Origin of the sequence: Bacteroides sp. AM23-12, from assembly GCF_003434395.1 — a bacterium.
GTDB lineage: Bacteria > Bacteroidota > Bacteroidia > Bacteroidales > Bacteroidaceae > Bacteroides > Bacteroides thetaiotaomicron.
In genome coordinates, this window is the sequence record NZ_QTLF01000002.1 from 1 (window position 1) to 15,180 (window position 15,180).

24 protein-coding genes and 1 tRNA gene are annotated in these 15,180 nt (G+C 38.6%); 3 read left to right on the forward strand and 22 right to left on the reverse strand.

Annotation, left to right across the window (positions count from 1 at the left end):
• The 3 genes from DW640_RS01880 to DW640_RS01890 form a co-directional block, all read right to left on the reverse strand.
• The coding region (locus DW640_RS01880; RefSeq protein WP_055230320.1) for an MFS transporter at window positions 1-947 on the reverse strand (947 nt) is incomplete at its 3' end.
• Window positions 948-952: 5 nt separating this feature from the next.
• Window positions 953-2,053 carry a DUF4434 domain-containing protein gene (locus DW640_RS01885; protein ID WP_016267840.1) on the reverse strand — a complete coding sequence of 367 codons (1,101 nt, stop codon included), beginning with the start codon at window positions 2,051-2,053 and terminating at the stop codon, window positions 953-955.
• A 38-nt stretch (window positions 2,054-2,091) separates the two neighbouring features.
• The gene (locus tag DW640_RS01890; protein WP_048698476.1) at window positions 2,092-3,972 is read right to left on the reverse strand and encodes an FAD-dependent oxidoreductase; all 1,881 of its coding nucleotides are present in this window, start codon (window positions 3,970-3,972) and stop codon (window positions 2,092-2,094) included.
• Window positions 3,973-4,314: 342 nt separating this feature from the next.
• Between DW640_RS01890 and DW640_RS01895 the strand changes: the two genes are divergently transcribed.
• The 3 genes from DW640_RS01895 (at window position 4,315) to DW640_RS01905 (ending at window position 7,132) form a co-directional block, all read left to right on the forward strand.
• The gene (locus DW640_RS01895) at window positions 4,315-5,523 is read left to right on the forward strand and encodes an ROK family transcriptional regulator (RefSeq protein ID WP_008760710.1); all 1,209 of its coding nucleotides are present in this window, start codon (window positions 4,315-4,317) and stop codon (window positions 5,521-5,523) included.
• Window positions 5,524-5,652: 129 nt separating this feature from the next.
• Window positions 5,653-5,725: transfer RNA gene (locus DW640_RS01900), tRNA-Thr, on the forward strand.
• A 156-nt stretch (window positions 5,726-5,881) separates the two neighbouring features.
• Entirely contained in the window at window positions 5,882-7,132 is a 1,251-nt protein-coding gene (locus tag DW640_RS01905) for a site-specific integrase (protein ID WP_117577015.1), read from the forward strand.
• 111 nt (window positions 7,133-7,243) lie between these two features.
• On the opposite strand, the gene DW640_RS01910 is transcribed toward DW640_RS01905, so the two are convergent.
• The 19 genes from DW640_RS01910 to DW640_RS23495 all read right to left on the reverse strand — a co-directional run bounded on the left by DW640_RS01910 (window position 7,244) and on the right by DW640_RS23495 (window position 15,177).
• The gene (locus DW640_RS01910) at window positions 7,244-7,510 is read right to left on the reverse strand and encodes a hypothetical protein (protein ID WP_117577017.1); all 267 of its coding nucleotides are present in this window, start codon (window positions 7,508-7,510) and stop codon (window positions 7,244-7,246) included.
• Complete coding sequence (locus DW640_RS01915) at window positions 7,497-7,868, reverse strand: hypothetical protein (RefSeq protein WP_117577019.1); 372 nt, start codon at window positions 7,866-7,868, stop codon at window positions 7,497-7,499. The genes DW640_RS01910 and DW640_RS01915 overlap by 14 nt, the downstream gene beginning before the upstream one ends.
• Window positions 7,859-8,032, reverse strand: coding sequence for a hypothetical protein (locus tag DW640_RS23485; protein WP_158562578.1), 174 nt, complete (start codon window positions 8,030-8,032; stop codon window positions 7,859-7,861). The genes DW640_RS01915 and DW640_RS23485 overlap by 10 nt, the downstream gene beginning before the upstream one ends.
• A 10-nt stretch (window positions 8,033-8,042) precedes the next feature.
• Window positions 8,043-8,189 (reverse strand): hypothetical protein, encoded by a 147-nt coding sequence (locus DW640_RS23640; protein WP_187771984.1) that lies wholly within the window; start codon window positions 8,187-8,189, stop codon window positions 8,043-8,045.
• 115 nt (window positions 8,190-8,304) lie between these two features.
• On the reverse strand, window positions 8,305-8,493 hold the full coding sequence (locus DW640_RS24345; protein WP_117577021.1) for a helix-turn-helix transcriptional regulator: 189 nt from the start codon (window positions 8,491-8,493) through the stop codon (window positions 8,305-8,307).
• Window positions 8,490-8,663 (reverse strand): hypothetical protein, encoded by a 174-nt coding sequence (locus tag DW640_RS23490; RefSeq protein WP_158562579.1) that lies wholly within the window; start codon window positions 8,661-8,663, stop codon window positions 8,490-8,492. Before DW640_RS23490 ends, DW640_RS24345 begins: the two co-directional genes overlap by 4 nt.
• Window positions 8,664-8,901: 238 nt before the next feature.
• Entirely contained in the window at window positions 8,902-9,348 is a 447-nt protein-coding gene (locus tag DW640_RS01925) for a hypothetical protein (protein ID WP_117577023.1), read from the reverse strand.
• Window positions 9,349-9,350: 2 nt separating this feature from the next.
• A complete protein-coding gene (locus DW640_RS01930; RefSeq protein ID WP_117577025.1) occupies window positions 9,351-9,899 on the reverse strand; it encodes a toxin-antitoxin system HicB family antitoxin in 549 nt (182 codons plus the stop codon).
• Between the two features lie 20 nt (window positions 9,900-9,919).
• Entirely contained in the window at window positions 9,920-10,243 is a 324-nt protein-coding gene (locus DW640_RS01935) for a hypothetical protein (RefSeq protein WP_117577027.1), read from the reverse strand.
• 293 nt (window positions 10,244-10,536) lie between these two features.
• A complete protein-coding gene (locus tag DW640_RS23645) occupies window positions 10,537-10,701 on the reverse strand; it encodes a hypothetical protein (RefSeq protein WP_199610194.1) in 165 nt (54 codons plus the stop codon).
• 3 nt (window positions 10,702-10,704) lie between these two features.
• Window positions 10,705-11,139 (reverse strand): hypothetical protein, encoded by a 435-nt coding sequence (locus DW640_RS01940; RefSeq protein WP_117577029.1) that lies wholly within the window; start codon window positions 11,137-11,139, stop codon window positions 10,705-10,707.
• 3 nt (window positions 11,140-11,142) lie between these two features.
• Window positions 11,143-11,565: a hypothetical protein gene (locus DW640_RS01945; protein ID WP_117577031.1), complete on the reverse strand. Its 423-nt coding sequence runs from the start codon at window positions 11,563-11,565 to the stop codon at window positions 11,143-11,145.
• 50 nt (window positions 11,566-11,615) lie between these two features.
• Window positions 11,616-11,888, reverse strand: a complete 273-nt coding sequence (locus tag DW640_RS01950) for a hypothetical protein (RefSeq protein ID WP_117577033.1) — start codon at window positions 11,886-11,888, stop codon at window positions 11,616-11,618.
• A gap of 1 nt (window position 11,889) precedes the next feature.
• Window positions 11,890-12,423, reverse strand: a complete 534-nt coding sequence (locus tag DW640_RS01955) for a hypothetical protein (protein ID WP_117577035.1) — start codon at window positions 12,421-12,423, stop codon at window positions 11,890-11,892.
• 45 nt (window positions 12,424-12,468) lie between these two features.
• Window positions 12,469-12,813, reverse strand: coding sequence for a hypothetical protein (locus DW640_RS01960; protein ID WP_032558123.1), 345 nt, complete (start codon window positions 12,811-12,813; stop codon window positions 12,469-12,471).
• A 17-nt stretch (window positions 12,814-12,830) separates the two neighbouring features.
• Window positions 12,831-13,814 (reverse strand): hypothetical protein, encoded by a 984-nt coding sequence (locus tag DW640_RS01965; RefSeq protein WP_117577037.1) that lies wholly within the window; start codon window positions 13,812-13,814, stop codon window positions 12,831-12,833.
• A 69-nt stretch (window positions 13,815-13,883) separates the two neighbouring features.
• Window positions 13,884-14,180 carry a hypothetical protein gene (locus DW640_RS01970; protein WP_117577039.1) on the reverse strand — a complete coding sequence of 99 codons (297 nt, stop codon included), beginning with the start codon at window positions 14,178-14,180 and terminating at the stop codon, window positions 13,884-13,886.
• Window positions 14,181-14,548: 368 nt separating this feature from the next.
• Window positions 14,549-15,013, reverse strand: coding sequence for a DUF6808 domain-containing protein (locus tag DW640_RS01975; RefSeq protein ID WP_117577041.1), 465 nt, complete (start codon window positions 15,011-15,013; stop codon window positions 14,549-14,551).
• Complete coding sequence (locus tag DW640_RS23495; protein WP_158562580.1) at window positions 15,010-15,177, reverse strand: hypothetical protein; 168 nt, start codon at window positions 15,175-15,177, stop codon at window positions 15,010-15,012. The genes DW640_RS01975 and DW640_RS23495 overlap by 4 nt, the downstream gene beginning before the upstream one ends.
• Between the last annotated feature and the right edge of the window lie 3 nt (window positions 15,178-15,180).

Consider the following 15,180-nt stretch of genomic DNA (forward strand, 5'->3'; position numbering starts at 1 on the left):
GTGGTCAGAGTGTTGACTAGTCCTACGAGAACTTGGTAAAACAAAGAATCTCCTCCTGAAAGTCCTGCGTTTTCGAAAATGGAAGGGCCATAATAAAGTACAGCATTCACACCCATGAACTGTCCCAAAATAGCAATGCATACACCAATGATGACCGCTTTAAAAATTCCGGGTTTCATTAACATAGCCCATTCAGATTTTGTTTCAGACGTCAATACAGATTTCGTTTCTTTTAATTGACTTGCAGCCTCTGAAACTGAATTATATATCCTTTCTAATATATTGACAGCTTTTTCTTCTTTACCTCTTACGATCAGCCAACGAGGACTCTCCGGAATAAAGAAGATAATGATGAAGAATAACACAGCCGGCAATGTTTCCATTCCCAACATTCCTCGCCAGACTTCAGTAACAAATATCTTATTCAACCAGTCCATACTTAACTGATTACCACTTTCAGCATAAGCCAGCAATTGATAGTTAATCAAATAAGCTCCTAAAAATCCAACTGTCACAGCCAATTGATATAAAGATACCAAACGCCCTCTATATTGTGCCACAGCCACTTCAGATATATACAAAGGAGAAACAATCGACACAACACCAATACCAACTCCACCAATAATACGATAGACTACCAATTGGGTGAAGTCTGCGGAGATCGCACAACCTAAAGCCGATGTAGAAAACAGAGTCGCTGAAATAATCATCGTCATTTTTCGTCCCAGCTTATCACTCAGGATACCGGCAAAAAGAACACCGACGATAGAACCTATTAAAGCACATCCCACATACCACCCCTGTTGCAACGTATCCAGTTGAAAAAGTTGAGTAACCTGAGCGATTGTTCCGGATATAACAGCAGTATCATATCCGAACAAAAATCCTCCCAAAGCTGCTACAACAGAAAGGAAAATAAGATAGCCAAAGTTAATTGTAGACTTCATATCACTCATTTGATTTCAAAATATTCTCTGTATCTATCATATAAATGTCCGGCCTGCAAGTAGGCAGATTGAGGACTCATAAAATGAGAAAATTCGAAAGTAATAGCCTTATCATACCCTGCACGTTTGGCAGCTTCCAGCTTCATCCGGAGCTTATCAAATTTAATGGGTAGAAAACGGATAGGCATATCACGGTCAAAAGACTCGGCGTTGGTCCAGCATTGCATACCATACTTATCTGCTAATTTTTTATTTACAGTAAAGAACGCATCCAACTCATCATAATCGATATGTCCATCCTGAAAAGCACAAGCATCTACCACTTCATGAATTCCATCAAAAATTTCATTCCATTCTTTTTCGTGTTGTTGTACAGAAACCGCATCTTCTCTTGTCAGTTTCCCTGTTCCCATAATAGCCTTTTTGCCATCAATCCACGGAGAGATAAAAGTCGGGAGTCCGTTCGATACATCTTTACATTGCTTTCCCATAGCACGGAAAGCATCAATAGCCCCTTTCGTGGCACGGCTAATCTCGCCGCTGATGTACCAGCCTCCAAAACTTTTATACTTCTCTCCGTACATCTTCCAAACCTCATCAATCACATACTTGTTATCCTCAATCTCCCAACTTAAATCACCTGTATCCCAATACCGTCCTGAATCATACAAACCAAAATAAAATTTCATGTTATACTTCTCCGCCAGACGCAAATACATATCTACCAAATCAACCGACGGCATATAACATCCTTTTTTCAGCAAATAAGGTGAAGGGTAAGTCATAAACTTACGATAACCGGAACGAATCATAATCACTGTATCGATACCGATTCTTTTCATATGCTGAAAATCCAGATCCCATTCTTTCTCACCCCAGTTCTGATGAGGAATATCATGAGATATTTCATCCAAAAAAGTTCCTGTAATTTTTAAGCCATTATTTTTGGGAACAATCAATTTGCTTTCCAAATCGCCAGCCTTGATCTTCGGGGAGAGTTCCCCTCTCCCCTCTCCGTCAGCTGCAAATAATGAAGGGGCAACCAAAGCGGAAGCTCCGGCCAAAGCTGCCTTCTTTAAGAAATCTCTACGATTATTAGTTTCCATAGTTTTATTTTTTTGTTTTTACTTGGATATATGTTAACCTATTGAATATACTTACCAGTGATATCGATCTGTTTTTTATTGAAAGGATCCAATACCTGATCAATCATTACAGCCATCTCCCCTCTCAAAATATTCCGTTTCAAATCCGGTTCTTGCATTCCGTATGCTTTCCAAAGCGCTTGCGGATCAACAGTAGTATGTAGTTTTTCCGTTTCTGCTATCTTCTGAACAAGTTGAACTGCCTCCTCAATACTTAATTTATCCGCTCCTGTTTTTTTGAATTCATCTTTGGCAGCCGGATACACTTCAAACAGACCATCCAGTTCTGACGCCAGCAATACCGTATCCGCTCTCAACCAAGTCTGATTGGACCAGTCCACATTCTTACCGACTCCTTTGAGAATCCCCGTAGAACCAATCCGCTGATAAGAAGCAAACTTCACATCCGAGACAGGGACATCCAGATAAGGAAGCAAATATCCTTTAGCATCCAAAATAGCATTCTGAACATCACGAACAGAAACATCACTTATCTTCTGATTATTCTTCACAGCAAGTGCAGCCAAAGCTCCTGCCGCCTGACCGATCTGCAGTACAACCGGTTGCAAACGAGTCGTTCCATTCATAATATTCGATACGGAAATAGATTTCTCTGCAACAATCAGCCCGTCTACCTCCTGAGGAATCAATGTACCTAACGGCAACCCATACGAAGGGATCGGATGAAAATACAGATTAGGCAACTCTTCATAACCATGATAGCGGGTATGGTGATGATCTACCGGATAATCACCCACAGCAATACAAGTACGGTACAGCTTTTCATCCTGTGTATATGGATTGAGTGCATGATTCAAGTTAAAGCGGACTAATCCGTGAATTCTTCTGGACTCTCTATGATAAGGGATAAAAGGTAACTTATCCTCTGTCGGATATTCATCATCCGCCAATCCAAGTGTATTATACCCCAGTTCATGTTGCAGGAAGTAAACAAAACACATCGTATAATGTTTCGCATATTCCAATGCTTTCACGCGTTCTTCCGGAGTCATTTCAATCAGATTAATATAATAATCATTACCTTCTATCGGCCAATTAATCATATATTTATGATTCGGCAACCGCCCGTAGGTAATCATCATATCTTTAGACCAGACGCGATCCGGCTCTTTAGGAGTTATGCATACCGGACTGGCACAGGCACAGGCAAATTCTTTAGGATCGTATCCTTCAGGTTCCGGAATAGTCACATCCTTACCATAATCTTTTAATATGGCAACATAGGTAATATCCTGCACAATATTATTCTTCTTTTCCGGAGCAATATCCTCGTGCGTGTCATCTCTGCTTTCCATACCAATATCGTACTTCACTCCACACATTTTTGCCACATCACCCAGTTCGGTGGCATCAATCATGACCTTCGCCCGAACCGTTTTCACACCTTGTCCTTCCACCTTCACTTTAGCGACCCACTCATCTCCCGTCCTTTTTACTTCTTCAAGGCAAGCCTGTTTCCAGACTTTTAGATTATTTTCCGCCGCTACCATTTCGTGAAGAATCTTATTTCCAACTGACGGTTCAAACAATACGTTACTTACCCAACCCGTCTTCAAAGAATCCAGCCCGCCATAATAATCAGACAATCTATTCTTAAATTCTCCCCAAAGTCCGGCAGGCAATCTGTAATTTCCATCCACAGCACTCACACCGGCAGAAGTCAGCATCCCACCCAGCCAGGTGCTTTCTTCGAGAATCAGTGTATTGGCTCCCATACGAGCAGACTGGATGCCGGATGTTACACCACTGGCACCTCCACCTATAATAAGTACATCTACCTTATCTTCCTCTGAGTGCATACAAGAAGAGTATGATACTACCAGAAACAGCCCACAGAGTATTTGGAATAAGTTTTTCATCATAATACGATTTGGTTACGGTACATCTTAATTAATATCACGGTACAAATATAGCTATATTTATTAAATAAACAATAGATAATAAAATATTTTATTAATAAAGTTGATTTTTGCTTCTTTATTCATTAATAAGACTATAAATATGAAGCTATTCAGATACCAGTACCCTTATTACCTTATTATATAAGAAGATTTCAAATAACTATCAATGAGAGAATTCACTTTCTATAAGGAATCAGCACAGCATCATCTCAGATTCAATTCTAATTTTTTCGTCAAGAACCTTATTAGTTAATAAAAAAATTAATTATCTTTGTAGATATTACAAAATATAAGAGACGTATGAACCAACAATTCTTGAAAGAAATAGAAATGGGCTCTAAAAATGCCCTCGTTAAAAAGAGGATCATTACACATTATATATATAATGGTAGTTCCACTATTCCCGATCTTTCAAAAGAACTAGATCTAAGCGTGCCCACAGTCACCAAGTTTATCGGTGAAATGTGTGAGGACGGATATATCAATGATTACGGAAAACTGGAAACCAGCGGTGGACGCCACCCGAATCTCTATGGACTAAATCCGGAATCCGGTTATTTTATAGGTGTAGACATCAAAAGATTTGCAGTCAATATCGGACTGATCAATTTTAAAGGTGATATGGTAGAGCTAAAAATGAATATCCCCTATAAATTTGAGAATTCGATAGAAGGGATGAACGAGTTGTGCAAACTCATTCTCAACTTCATCAAAAAGCTCCCTATTAATAAGGAGAAGATCTTAAATATCAATGTAAATGTATCGGGACGAGTAAATCCGGAATCCGGATATAGTTTTAGCCAGTTCAATTTTGAGGAACGCCCGTTGGCGGATGTCCTATCGGAAAAGCTGGGTCATAAAGTAACCATCGACAACGACACCCGTGCCATGACTTACGGAGAATATATGCAAGGGTGTGTAAAAGGAGAAAAAGATATTATTTTCGTCAACGTCAGCTGGGGAGTCGGCATCGGAATCATTATCGACGGCAAAGTCTACACAGGAAAATCCGGTTTCTCGGGAGAGTTCGGTCACGTCAATGCATACGACAATGAAATCATCTGCCATTGCGGCAAAAAAGGGTGTCTAGAAACAGAAGCATCCGGCTCTGCCCTTCATCGCATTCTTTTGGAGCGTATTAAAAGCGGAGAAAGCTCTATTCTTTCCACCCGAATATCCGGTGAAGAAGACCCCATCACGCTTGACGAAATCATCACAGCCGTCAACAAGGAAGATCTGCTTTGTATTGAAATTGTTGAAGAAATAGGGCAAAAGCTGGGAAAACAAATTGCAGGATTAATCAATATCTTCAATCCGGAACTGGTCATTATAGGCGGAACTTTATCTTTAACGGGAGATTATATCACCCAACCCATCAAAACAGCGGTACGTAAGTATTCACTCAATCTGGTCAACAAAGACTCTGCCATCATTACATCCAAATTGAAGGATAAAGCAGGTATTGTAGGCGCGTGTATGCTGGCACGCAGCAGAATGTTCGAAAGTTAAACTACCGTTACTTTATGCAAAGAGTTATGGTAAAGGAAGATTTTAAATTAAAGCTCAAAAAATATTCAGAATCCTTTTGTTTTCTCAAATAAAGCTGTAATTTTGCACGCCGTAAACGAGAAACAAACCGCCGCTATAGCTCAGTTGGTAGAGCAACGCATTCGTAACGCGTAGGTCGCCAGTTCAAGTCTGGCTAGCGGCTCTTGAACGGGAACCTGTTAATCATCTTGTATTTAAGGACTTAGGTTCCCGTTTTCATTTACGATATCTTCAATTTATAGATTAAAAAAAAGGGAAAATTGTCCAGTGGTGGACAAAAAAACTTATCCAAAACTTATCCTTTAAATTTTAATCTATTATGGCAACTATTAAACTTACAATCTTCAAAGCAAAAGTTTTAAAGGACGGAAGGCATAAGATAAGAATAGCCGTATGTCATAAGAAGGAAACATGTTATATTGTAACACGTTTTATAATCGACAACCTTTCACAATTTAAGGATGGACAGGTTACAAAACGTCCGGATGCTTCAATTATAAATTCCAAACTAAGAAACATGATGAATGATATGCAGAATAAACTTGATGAAATAAAACATCAGTCTCTTTATTCTTGCAAACAAATCAAAGACATGCTTGTTTCTGACTTAGAAACAAAGGGCAAACAAAACATCACATATCAAAAAGCGTGTTCCATATTTATAAATGAGTTAAATTCTGAAGGTAGGGAAAGTTATGCAGTATTAATTGAAAGAAGCTGCAGGTACTTCACAGAATTTACAAGAGGAGAAATACCCATGTCAGATATAACACCCAATATTATTGACGGATTCTCAAGATATCTAAAAACGAAAAAAAATATAGGGAACACAACAATAGGAATGATGATGTCTCAAATAAAAGCGGTGATCAATAGAAATATAAACTCCGGTTCTGTGAGATACGAAATACATCCGTTTGCTTATAAAAAAATCCCTAAATCTCCAATTAAAGAAGTAGATATATCCTTAGAAAGTCTTAATATGATAAGAAATAGTAATCCCAAAGAAAAAAAGTATATTGTGGCAAGGGATGTTTTTATGCTTTCTTTTTATCTCGGTGGAATGAACTTAATAGATTTGATGAATACTCGTTTTACTAGCGATAAAGTAGATTATGTAAGAATTAAAACGAAACTTAAAACTGAAACAGAACAACATTGCCTGCTTCCTATTACTGATCCAGCAAAAGAAATAATAGACAAATGGATAAACAACAAAACAAAGAAATTGGACTTTGGATATAAGTTTTCTTATCATAATTTCTCAAGATACATATGCAGGTCTCTTTCAGAACTTGCAAAGGAGCTAGGAATAAAGGAAAAAGTTGTATTTTATTCTGCTAGAAAGTCGTTTGCACAATATGCATTTGACTTAGGAATACCAGATAACGTGATAGACTACTGCCTTGCTCATTCGGACAAAGGTAGAGGAATTGTCAGGTACTATGCTAAAACGAGATTTAAGCAAGCAGAAATAGCTATTAAAAGAGTCACTGACTATATCAATAATCCAAGCAAATATCAAGAGTATATCGAGATGAAAGCGGATATAATGTTGATGAAAACATAAAGGCAGCCTAATAAGCTGCCTTTTTTACACAAAAACTAGATAGATAAACAGGAAGTATCCCCTGCTTTTGGTAATCTCATTGTTGACACTGCAAATATACAAAAATGTGCATTATATTTCTTCCAATTTTGCTCTAAACTTCCGGAACATATCAATGGTCGGGTAAAACGTCGGATTCTCCCAGTTCTTCCCTATCATCTGGATCATTGCCTCTATATGACTTTTGCAGTCTATTACTTTGATGCATTTATCCAAAACTAGTTCGCCTTCCGGGTAGGTCTTGTTATTTAATGTATTCTGAGCCCACGAGAGCAGCTCTCTGATCGATTCTTGATCGTATTTATTCTCTTCCGCCATAGTGCTTTTAACTTTGTTCATTTGAATGAATTTCTAGACCGATAGACTCTCCGTCAATATCTAATACTACTACGTATTGATGAAGGCATTTTATTGAATGCTGTCCTATAAACTTAACAGTTCCTACTTTACCGACCCAATTCCTGTTTGAACATTGACAGACATCAACACTATCACCCGCCTGAATATCATCAACCGCATTAACCTTGGTTGAAAAAGTTAAATATTGAGGCCCGATATAACGATTGGTCATTGTTGCGTAATCAAATATTGTTTCGGAAAAAAAACTTATATTTGAAGCAGTATATCCAGCATTCTTGCCATTTTCAATTACTGGAGTTAAATCAATACTTCTAAATATTTCACCTCTTATTTCCATGTTACTAAGTTATCTTCCACTACAATAGATTCAATTCTTTCATGAACCGGATTACTTCCTTTCCGTAAATCACTTTTTATCCTTTCTGCAATCCGATCATTACTGACGGTATTCTTATCCTCGTAATCGTAGGATATGATTATGGTTATCTTCTTTTGCTTCATATCTATTCTGTTATGAATTAGTGTAAACACCTTCATTGCAATTCTCAATGCGTGACTGGCATTCACTTACTACCTCTTTTAAAATCTCCGCACACTCTTCATTTGAGTAGTTTTGCAGCAATTCATCAATATGCTGCATTATATCATTTACTTCCATACGCTTTCTTTGCCATTATGTTAATTAACTTTATTGTCTTATCGCTCAATTTGCCATTAGTCGTTGTAATATGCTGAATGGACTTGTGTAATTGGATTTTGCTCATATCTATCTTTTATTGAGTTATTACCAGCTTTATATTCAAAAAGTCCAGGATCTTTTCAATCTTCTCTTGTCCTAAATTCGTTTTTCCGTTAAGAAACAAGGACATGGTACTCTTTGTTACTTCTACATGCTCCGCAAGATCCTTTGATTTGACATTTCGGAGCTTCATTGCTTCTTTGACTGTTTCCCTTATCATCATTCCATTTTCCAATTAATTTGATCTTCAATAGCTTGGTCTAAAGTGTAATCACATTTAGGATATTCAGCCTCTCCCAAACCTGTACGAAGATCAACAAACCAACTTTCTTCATTTTCACTGATGATTGCATTCTCAAAACCTTCTACCGTTTTCTCAATGATTGTTTTCATGTCTTTATTTTTAGTTGTTATTACCTTTGTTTCTTATTTTGATGTTACAAAGATACAAATAGTTTTTGTAATATCAAACTTTTAAGGCTAGAAAGTTTCGGTCATATCAAACTTTAACATTTGGGCATAAAAAAGCCCGGCATGTTGTATACCGGGCGATTCCATTTTAAAAGAGGCAGTTATAATGGAAAGGAGCTCTTCACCAAATATATAATCCTCAAAGCACAAGAGATTCCTTTTATTGAGGATCATGCACGCCATATATTTTGGCGGGGAGAGTAAAAGAAGGGAGCCCTGTGCGGACAATCATATTTTGAATATACTCTCTAAAATAAGGCCAGATAAATACTGATAAACTTATCTCTTTAAAAACATCAAAGAAATCTTTTGTTATTGTAACCTCTTTTAATTTACTATATCTGACTTTAAATTCTCCAGATATAGTAAATAGTTTCTCCGCATTTTCTTGCTCGCCAATTATACCATCAAGCTTAAAGGAAGCTATAAAACAAGCATTACTTTCGGATTCAGAAAACGAGTATTTATCTTTAAAATTTAAATTGATAGAGCCTCCTTCTGATACACACTCAAACACCTTAACATTCCCATCCGAAAGAAATATATTATCTAATTTTATAGAAGTTAATATTGAAGAATATTCTTCTGGGGTAATCTTATTTTTCATATTTATACAACTGATTTAAATTCGGTATGTTCATAAAAACGAGATTGAGTAGCATTACAAAACAAGCTATTTGTTTTGTAATTAATTGAATTAAGGTTCCTTAAAATCATATCATTTTGGGCAGTAATCTTTTCATCAATCTCATCTATTTTTCTTTCACATTTCAATGAAACATCATGTTGCCCAATTCCGTATGCTAACAATTGATTAACATAAGAATTAAGGGAAACACCATTCATTTTAGCTTGTTGTATCAACGAAGAATGAACCCATGAGGATGTTCTAACTGAAAATGTACCACTTGAGTTTTGCTCATCATTTACAACTTCAGGGATAGGTTCTCCTTTTTCATACAACATTTCTATAAAAGCATCTTTTTCCTCAATAAAACTATTTAAAGCAGATACTTTATCTTCTCCTATCCCATGACAAGCATTTAGGCCAAGCTCATTGCAGTATGCAACATACCACTTTTCGCCATCAAGTTCTTCTTTTTTAATAATAACATTGTACTCCAATGATTTGTAGTACTGTAAATCTTTACGTGACATAATTGTATTGGGTTAGTGAGTTATTGCTTTTTCTTTATCCTTATTATTTCAATTAATATCGGATAAAGATACTGTTTAAAATTAGTCCTCTTTATTAGGACTTCATTGCCACCTTTATGAACAACGTGTACTCCAAAATATTTGCCAGGTGTTGGAGCTAAAGGATGGTAAAATCTTTCCATAGAACCACGTGGACTATCTTGTAATTTTGCTCCAAGAAATTCTGCAATCTTAACCACATGATTAAAAGGAAGATCCACTACAGGAGCACTATAAAGATTTTCTAGTTCTTTTTCCGCATCCTCAATAGTGGTATCATCCGTTATTTTAAACTTGAATTTCATATAAAACCGAATTTTGGTTGCAAATATAATACCAATATTTTAATTTATAACAGAAAAAAGATGAAAAAAGTTCATTATCTTACTCTTATTTACACTTAGGCTCCTTTATAAGTAGAATAAAAAATCCCCGGTTACATAACCAGGGACAAACACAGAGATACAACCCTTGCAATAATCACAAAGGGAATCAGCCAATACAACCACCTTTCTAGGCGTTCCATAGCATTACCAGAAGAAGACGGCAGAAATCTGAATGATACCGGTCGTCGGCTTGATCAAGCAATATGTCCAGCTTAACGTTTCTCATTTTCGAGCACTGTTTTTATTCGTTCTTCAGTAAATCCAAATTGGGCGGCAAACTTTTTGAAAGCCTGCATCTTGTTGTTAGGGATAAGAGAATACATACTATTAATGGGAGTATCACTCTTTAATGCTTTCTTAATTTCTTTATTCTTCATGGATTAGCGTATTAAATGTTTGACCTTGTTTTTACAGCAGTCACACTCACATAACAATGTCTTAGCATACTCCCATGTCTTTTCGATGATATCATCTCCGATATACTGAATTTCCTCCCCGTAAGGGTCTATACCGAACGCCTGGCAAATATGAGTAGCCATGTGCCCGCATTCATGCCGCCAGGACTTGGCAAATTCCTTTGGGGACGAAGTAAGGGCAATGACCATTACTGTTTCCCGGGTGTCGAAGTTGGAGTAAGTAACTCCGGTATTCAAATTGCCGGAGCTAATATTCTCATACGCAGTACGAAGCATATCACCGTCGCAGCCGATGGAATGCATATTATCGAGTATTTCCTCTGTATAATATGTATCTACCGCATAGTAAACCATGCAGCTCCAGTCATACTTGGGTAATGTAAACCGTTGCCTTATCATTTATCAAAGCATTTCGTCCCACTCAATAGGTTCTCCGGAAGCAATCATTGTTGCATACCATCTTCTCATTGTTGTTCCGTCGGGAGCATCAGGATCATCAATTGTATCCTTTATATAAAGAGCTAAATGCGCTTCATCGGGAATAGATGACTTCAGATAATCCGCCTTACCCATGTTGGCTACATACACATAATCATATAGCACATTATTTTCAAGCTTAATGCCATACCTGGTAAGTAGCTCATCTACTTTTTCTTTTGATATTGGCTCAATTCTCTCTTTTTTACCGGTAGAAGGATTAAGCTTTTTCATGAGCGACACTGCAAACTCACACATTTTCTTATTGAAATGCCAACCGAAGTTAGACAAGTACACTTCCATTTCTTCCGGTCTCTTATCTCTTATATCCAAAGGTTCTCTTCTCATGATTTAATAAAGTTATAGGGAGTAGAATCAATCCACTCCCTAATTAAACATTAACGGTAACGGGAATAGCGTCCTGTACCACGTACACCGCGTCTTTCGCCATAGCCGCCACGACCGGAACCGCCACCATAATCACCACGTTCGCCCATCTCGTCATAGCGGTCGTCGTCATCGTCATAATAACGTTCACGTCTTCCCATGCTTTCACCACCGCCGGATAACTCCTCGATGCATTGCATCAACTTACCACCGTATTTAAGCATCTTTTCAGCGTAGTCGGACATTTTCTCGACCTTGCTCTCGGAAATCTCAATCATCATCATACTATTGTTTTTTAGAATTGTTACTACCAGATGCCTTTTCAGAAGACTTGAAGAAATCAGCCATCATAGCCTTCAATTCGCTAAGTTCTTGCCGAAGCGCTTTATTTTCCGCTTCCTGACGCTGGCGTTCTGCAAATTCCGGATTAAGTACCTGAAGCATCTTGTCGCATGACTCCATGACGGAACGATGATGATCGACACTGCCCAATATCTCCGAGGAGCGGTTGCGCATGGCGGCAACTTCTGCATTCATCGATTCCCTTGAGCCGGATATTACCATATTCCCACCTCCGGGAAAGTTTGCATCAGCAATGTCAGACATTGCAGGTATTTTCTGAAATGTAACAGTTTGCTCACCAACCTTGATGGTCACATCAACCACCATTCTAGGAGGCTGTCCATAAGGGAGAGGCTGCTGCATAAACTCAGCAACCGGTGTAGAAACTCCGGAGACGGAGCCAACTTCTATGTATGGAGTGTTATCCTTGTGTAGGATAAAAAACTCGCTGTTTACTCTTAGATTCTGAAAAGGCATAATTTATTAACTCTTTAAAGAGCGGGATTACTCCCGCCCATTATTTTAAACTACTCCGGTAAGAATTTGCAATGTGTTGCTACCTGATTCGTAGTAGCACAGATAAATTCCGGTACCGGTAATATCCGAAGCAGTAACATCTGCGCCGGCGATCGTAGTCAGTGCTTGAGTAGCACCGTTGGTATCAAACACTACCGGCAATGTACCGGTAGTACCGGAAGGGATCGGCTGTGCCAAACGGAACAGAATCAATCCGCTAAATGGAGCAGAAAGGAACGGATGATTCCGGAAAGAGAAACGTACGTTGGTAGTACCTACGGTAACACCTGTACTTTCCAATCTGGGAATACCATTCTTATTTGCCATGATAAAAGGACTAATGAATGCCATATAATGCCTCCTTCCTTTTATCCCCAACCATTAAAATTGCCCCATGCCCCAATACCATTGTAAAGACCATACTGAGCTGCAACGCAAGAAGGAATCCCTACAACCGGACTATAAGGCACCTTCGCTACTTCCGGCTGGTTACATTCGATTTTTGCAAGACGAGTACTCAAATCATTTAAAGCTGCACCAAGAGGAGCCGTTGCCTGTCCGACAATCTGAGAGGTCATAGCAGAACTCTTAAATGTGCTATTCTCCTCACGAAGTTTATCAATCTTGTTCTGCATTTCACGCATTTCAGCCGCACGCTGGCCGGCAAGAATCTGCTGGGTGCTATCCTTGATGGAATTTTGCAGATCACAAGTCTGACGTTGAGTTTCATATGCAACAGAAGCAAAGCCTCTTTCCTGACCAGTCGCAACACCGTTAATGGCATTTTGCAATGTGTTTGTTTGCTGACAGATCGCCAGACGGTTTTCGCAGCAGCATGAAGCAATCTGTTGAGCGATCTGACAGTTACCCTGCTGGATAGCATTGATAATCTGCATTGAGCTTTGACCAACCTGATTTCCTACCTGTTGCACCTGTGACATCACCCCATTGATAGCATTCTGAACCTGACCGATTGAACAGTTCAAATTAGTAGCCAGATTGTTGATTGCCTGTCCGTTCCCCTGAATTGCACTCATAAGTAACTCCCTTCCTGCATCGTTGTTAATTAAGTTAGGGATACCGGCTCCGGCAAATCCGCCACCGTTTCCGCCATCTCCATTGTTTCCCCATCCATTGCGTCCGAAAAGGGGGAATAGGAAGAAGAGGAAGATTATCCACATGAACCATGATCCATCACCACCAAATCCGTTGTTGTTCTTTCCTTGCATAGCAACCAACAAGTTGGGATCAATACCTTTCTGTTGCAATAATGGAGCAAGCATAGCCATCATTCCATTACCGCCACCGCTCCCGCCTGATTCCGGGAAAACGTAAGTCTTTGTTTCACTCATATTAATATACAATTATAACACGGTCAATATCAACCGCATCACAAAAGTATATAATAGAAACTGCGTAAATCAGAGCTCATTTTCAAGCGATTTGCGAATATTTTGCAGATATATTGCAATCATTTTGTTTGCCAGTTTACGGCTTTCAAAAGTAGATATAAGGTAGCGGATACTAGCGGATGTCTTGTGAAGCAAAGTCGCTATTTGTTCAGGGTATAGCCCGTATTCAGCGAGGAAGAATACTACAATAGAACGGGCGTCAACAACTTCAGTAACTTTACTTGATGAAAGGATCAATTCAGTAGAAACTTCAGTTTCTTTTCCAACAACATTTAGAATCTCGGCAAAAATCTCTGACTTACACATAGTAATTTAATTTTTTATTGTACTTTTGCCTTTGCCAATCAAACTTACGGTTATTGAAAGAACAAAAGCATGTATAGAAATGTTAAGGACATTATACCCCTGGCACTATCTATGCATGCTTTTGTATGTTTAAAAGTTTGATTGGCGTCAACTTTAGTGTCGGGGGTTCTTTTTACTCTATCCCCCGAAAGAGCTACATTTGTTATGATAACCGGCCTTCTACTTTACCGGTAACTTAGTGCTTAATAATCAATTAATGTATCATTTTAGGCCTCCTTTCTTAATAAACCTTTTTCCAATGGAAATTGTTATATAAATGAAACTTAAACTTTTCATACCGGAAACGGTCTGCGAAGATAGTGCCGGTATTACCACATAAATAAGTTATAACTAACTCCACCACCGACATACAATCCACCTGGATAACCGTAGCCCACTTGCAGGCCAAGGCCCCAGCGCTTTTGCTTTGGTTTTAGAGTGATGATTTCCTTTTCCAAATAAACCTCCATCAAATCAAGGCTGGGCTTATAGCCACTAACCACCGCCCGGTAATTATCAGTCTTATATTCCTTGCTTGTGATCGGTATTAGTACCGGGACCGAGTCGCCTTCTACGGTCCTGTCGGTAGTGGTATCTACTATAATCGGCAAATACACCGTATCGGTACGCTTTAAGGTCTCCTTTACCGGCATAAGCACGATGTCAACTATAGTATCCCTCACTCTTATCGTATCGCCTTTTACATAGACAGTCGAAGGATCGTGCGGATTACAACGCATCCACACGACCAAACCTATAAGCAGGCAGACTAATATCCAAGGGAGAGATTTCATAGTGTCTCCTTACTTGCCCAAGCCGGACCCGACAACAAAACATTCAGATCTTCACCTTCGTAGGTAGGATAAGGATAGACCGGTTCCTGCGGAGTCTCTTCTTCGTCCAGTAACGGTAAGGTCATGGTACTTGGGAACAACATTTCATAGTGATCCAATTTCATAAT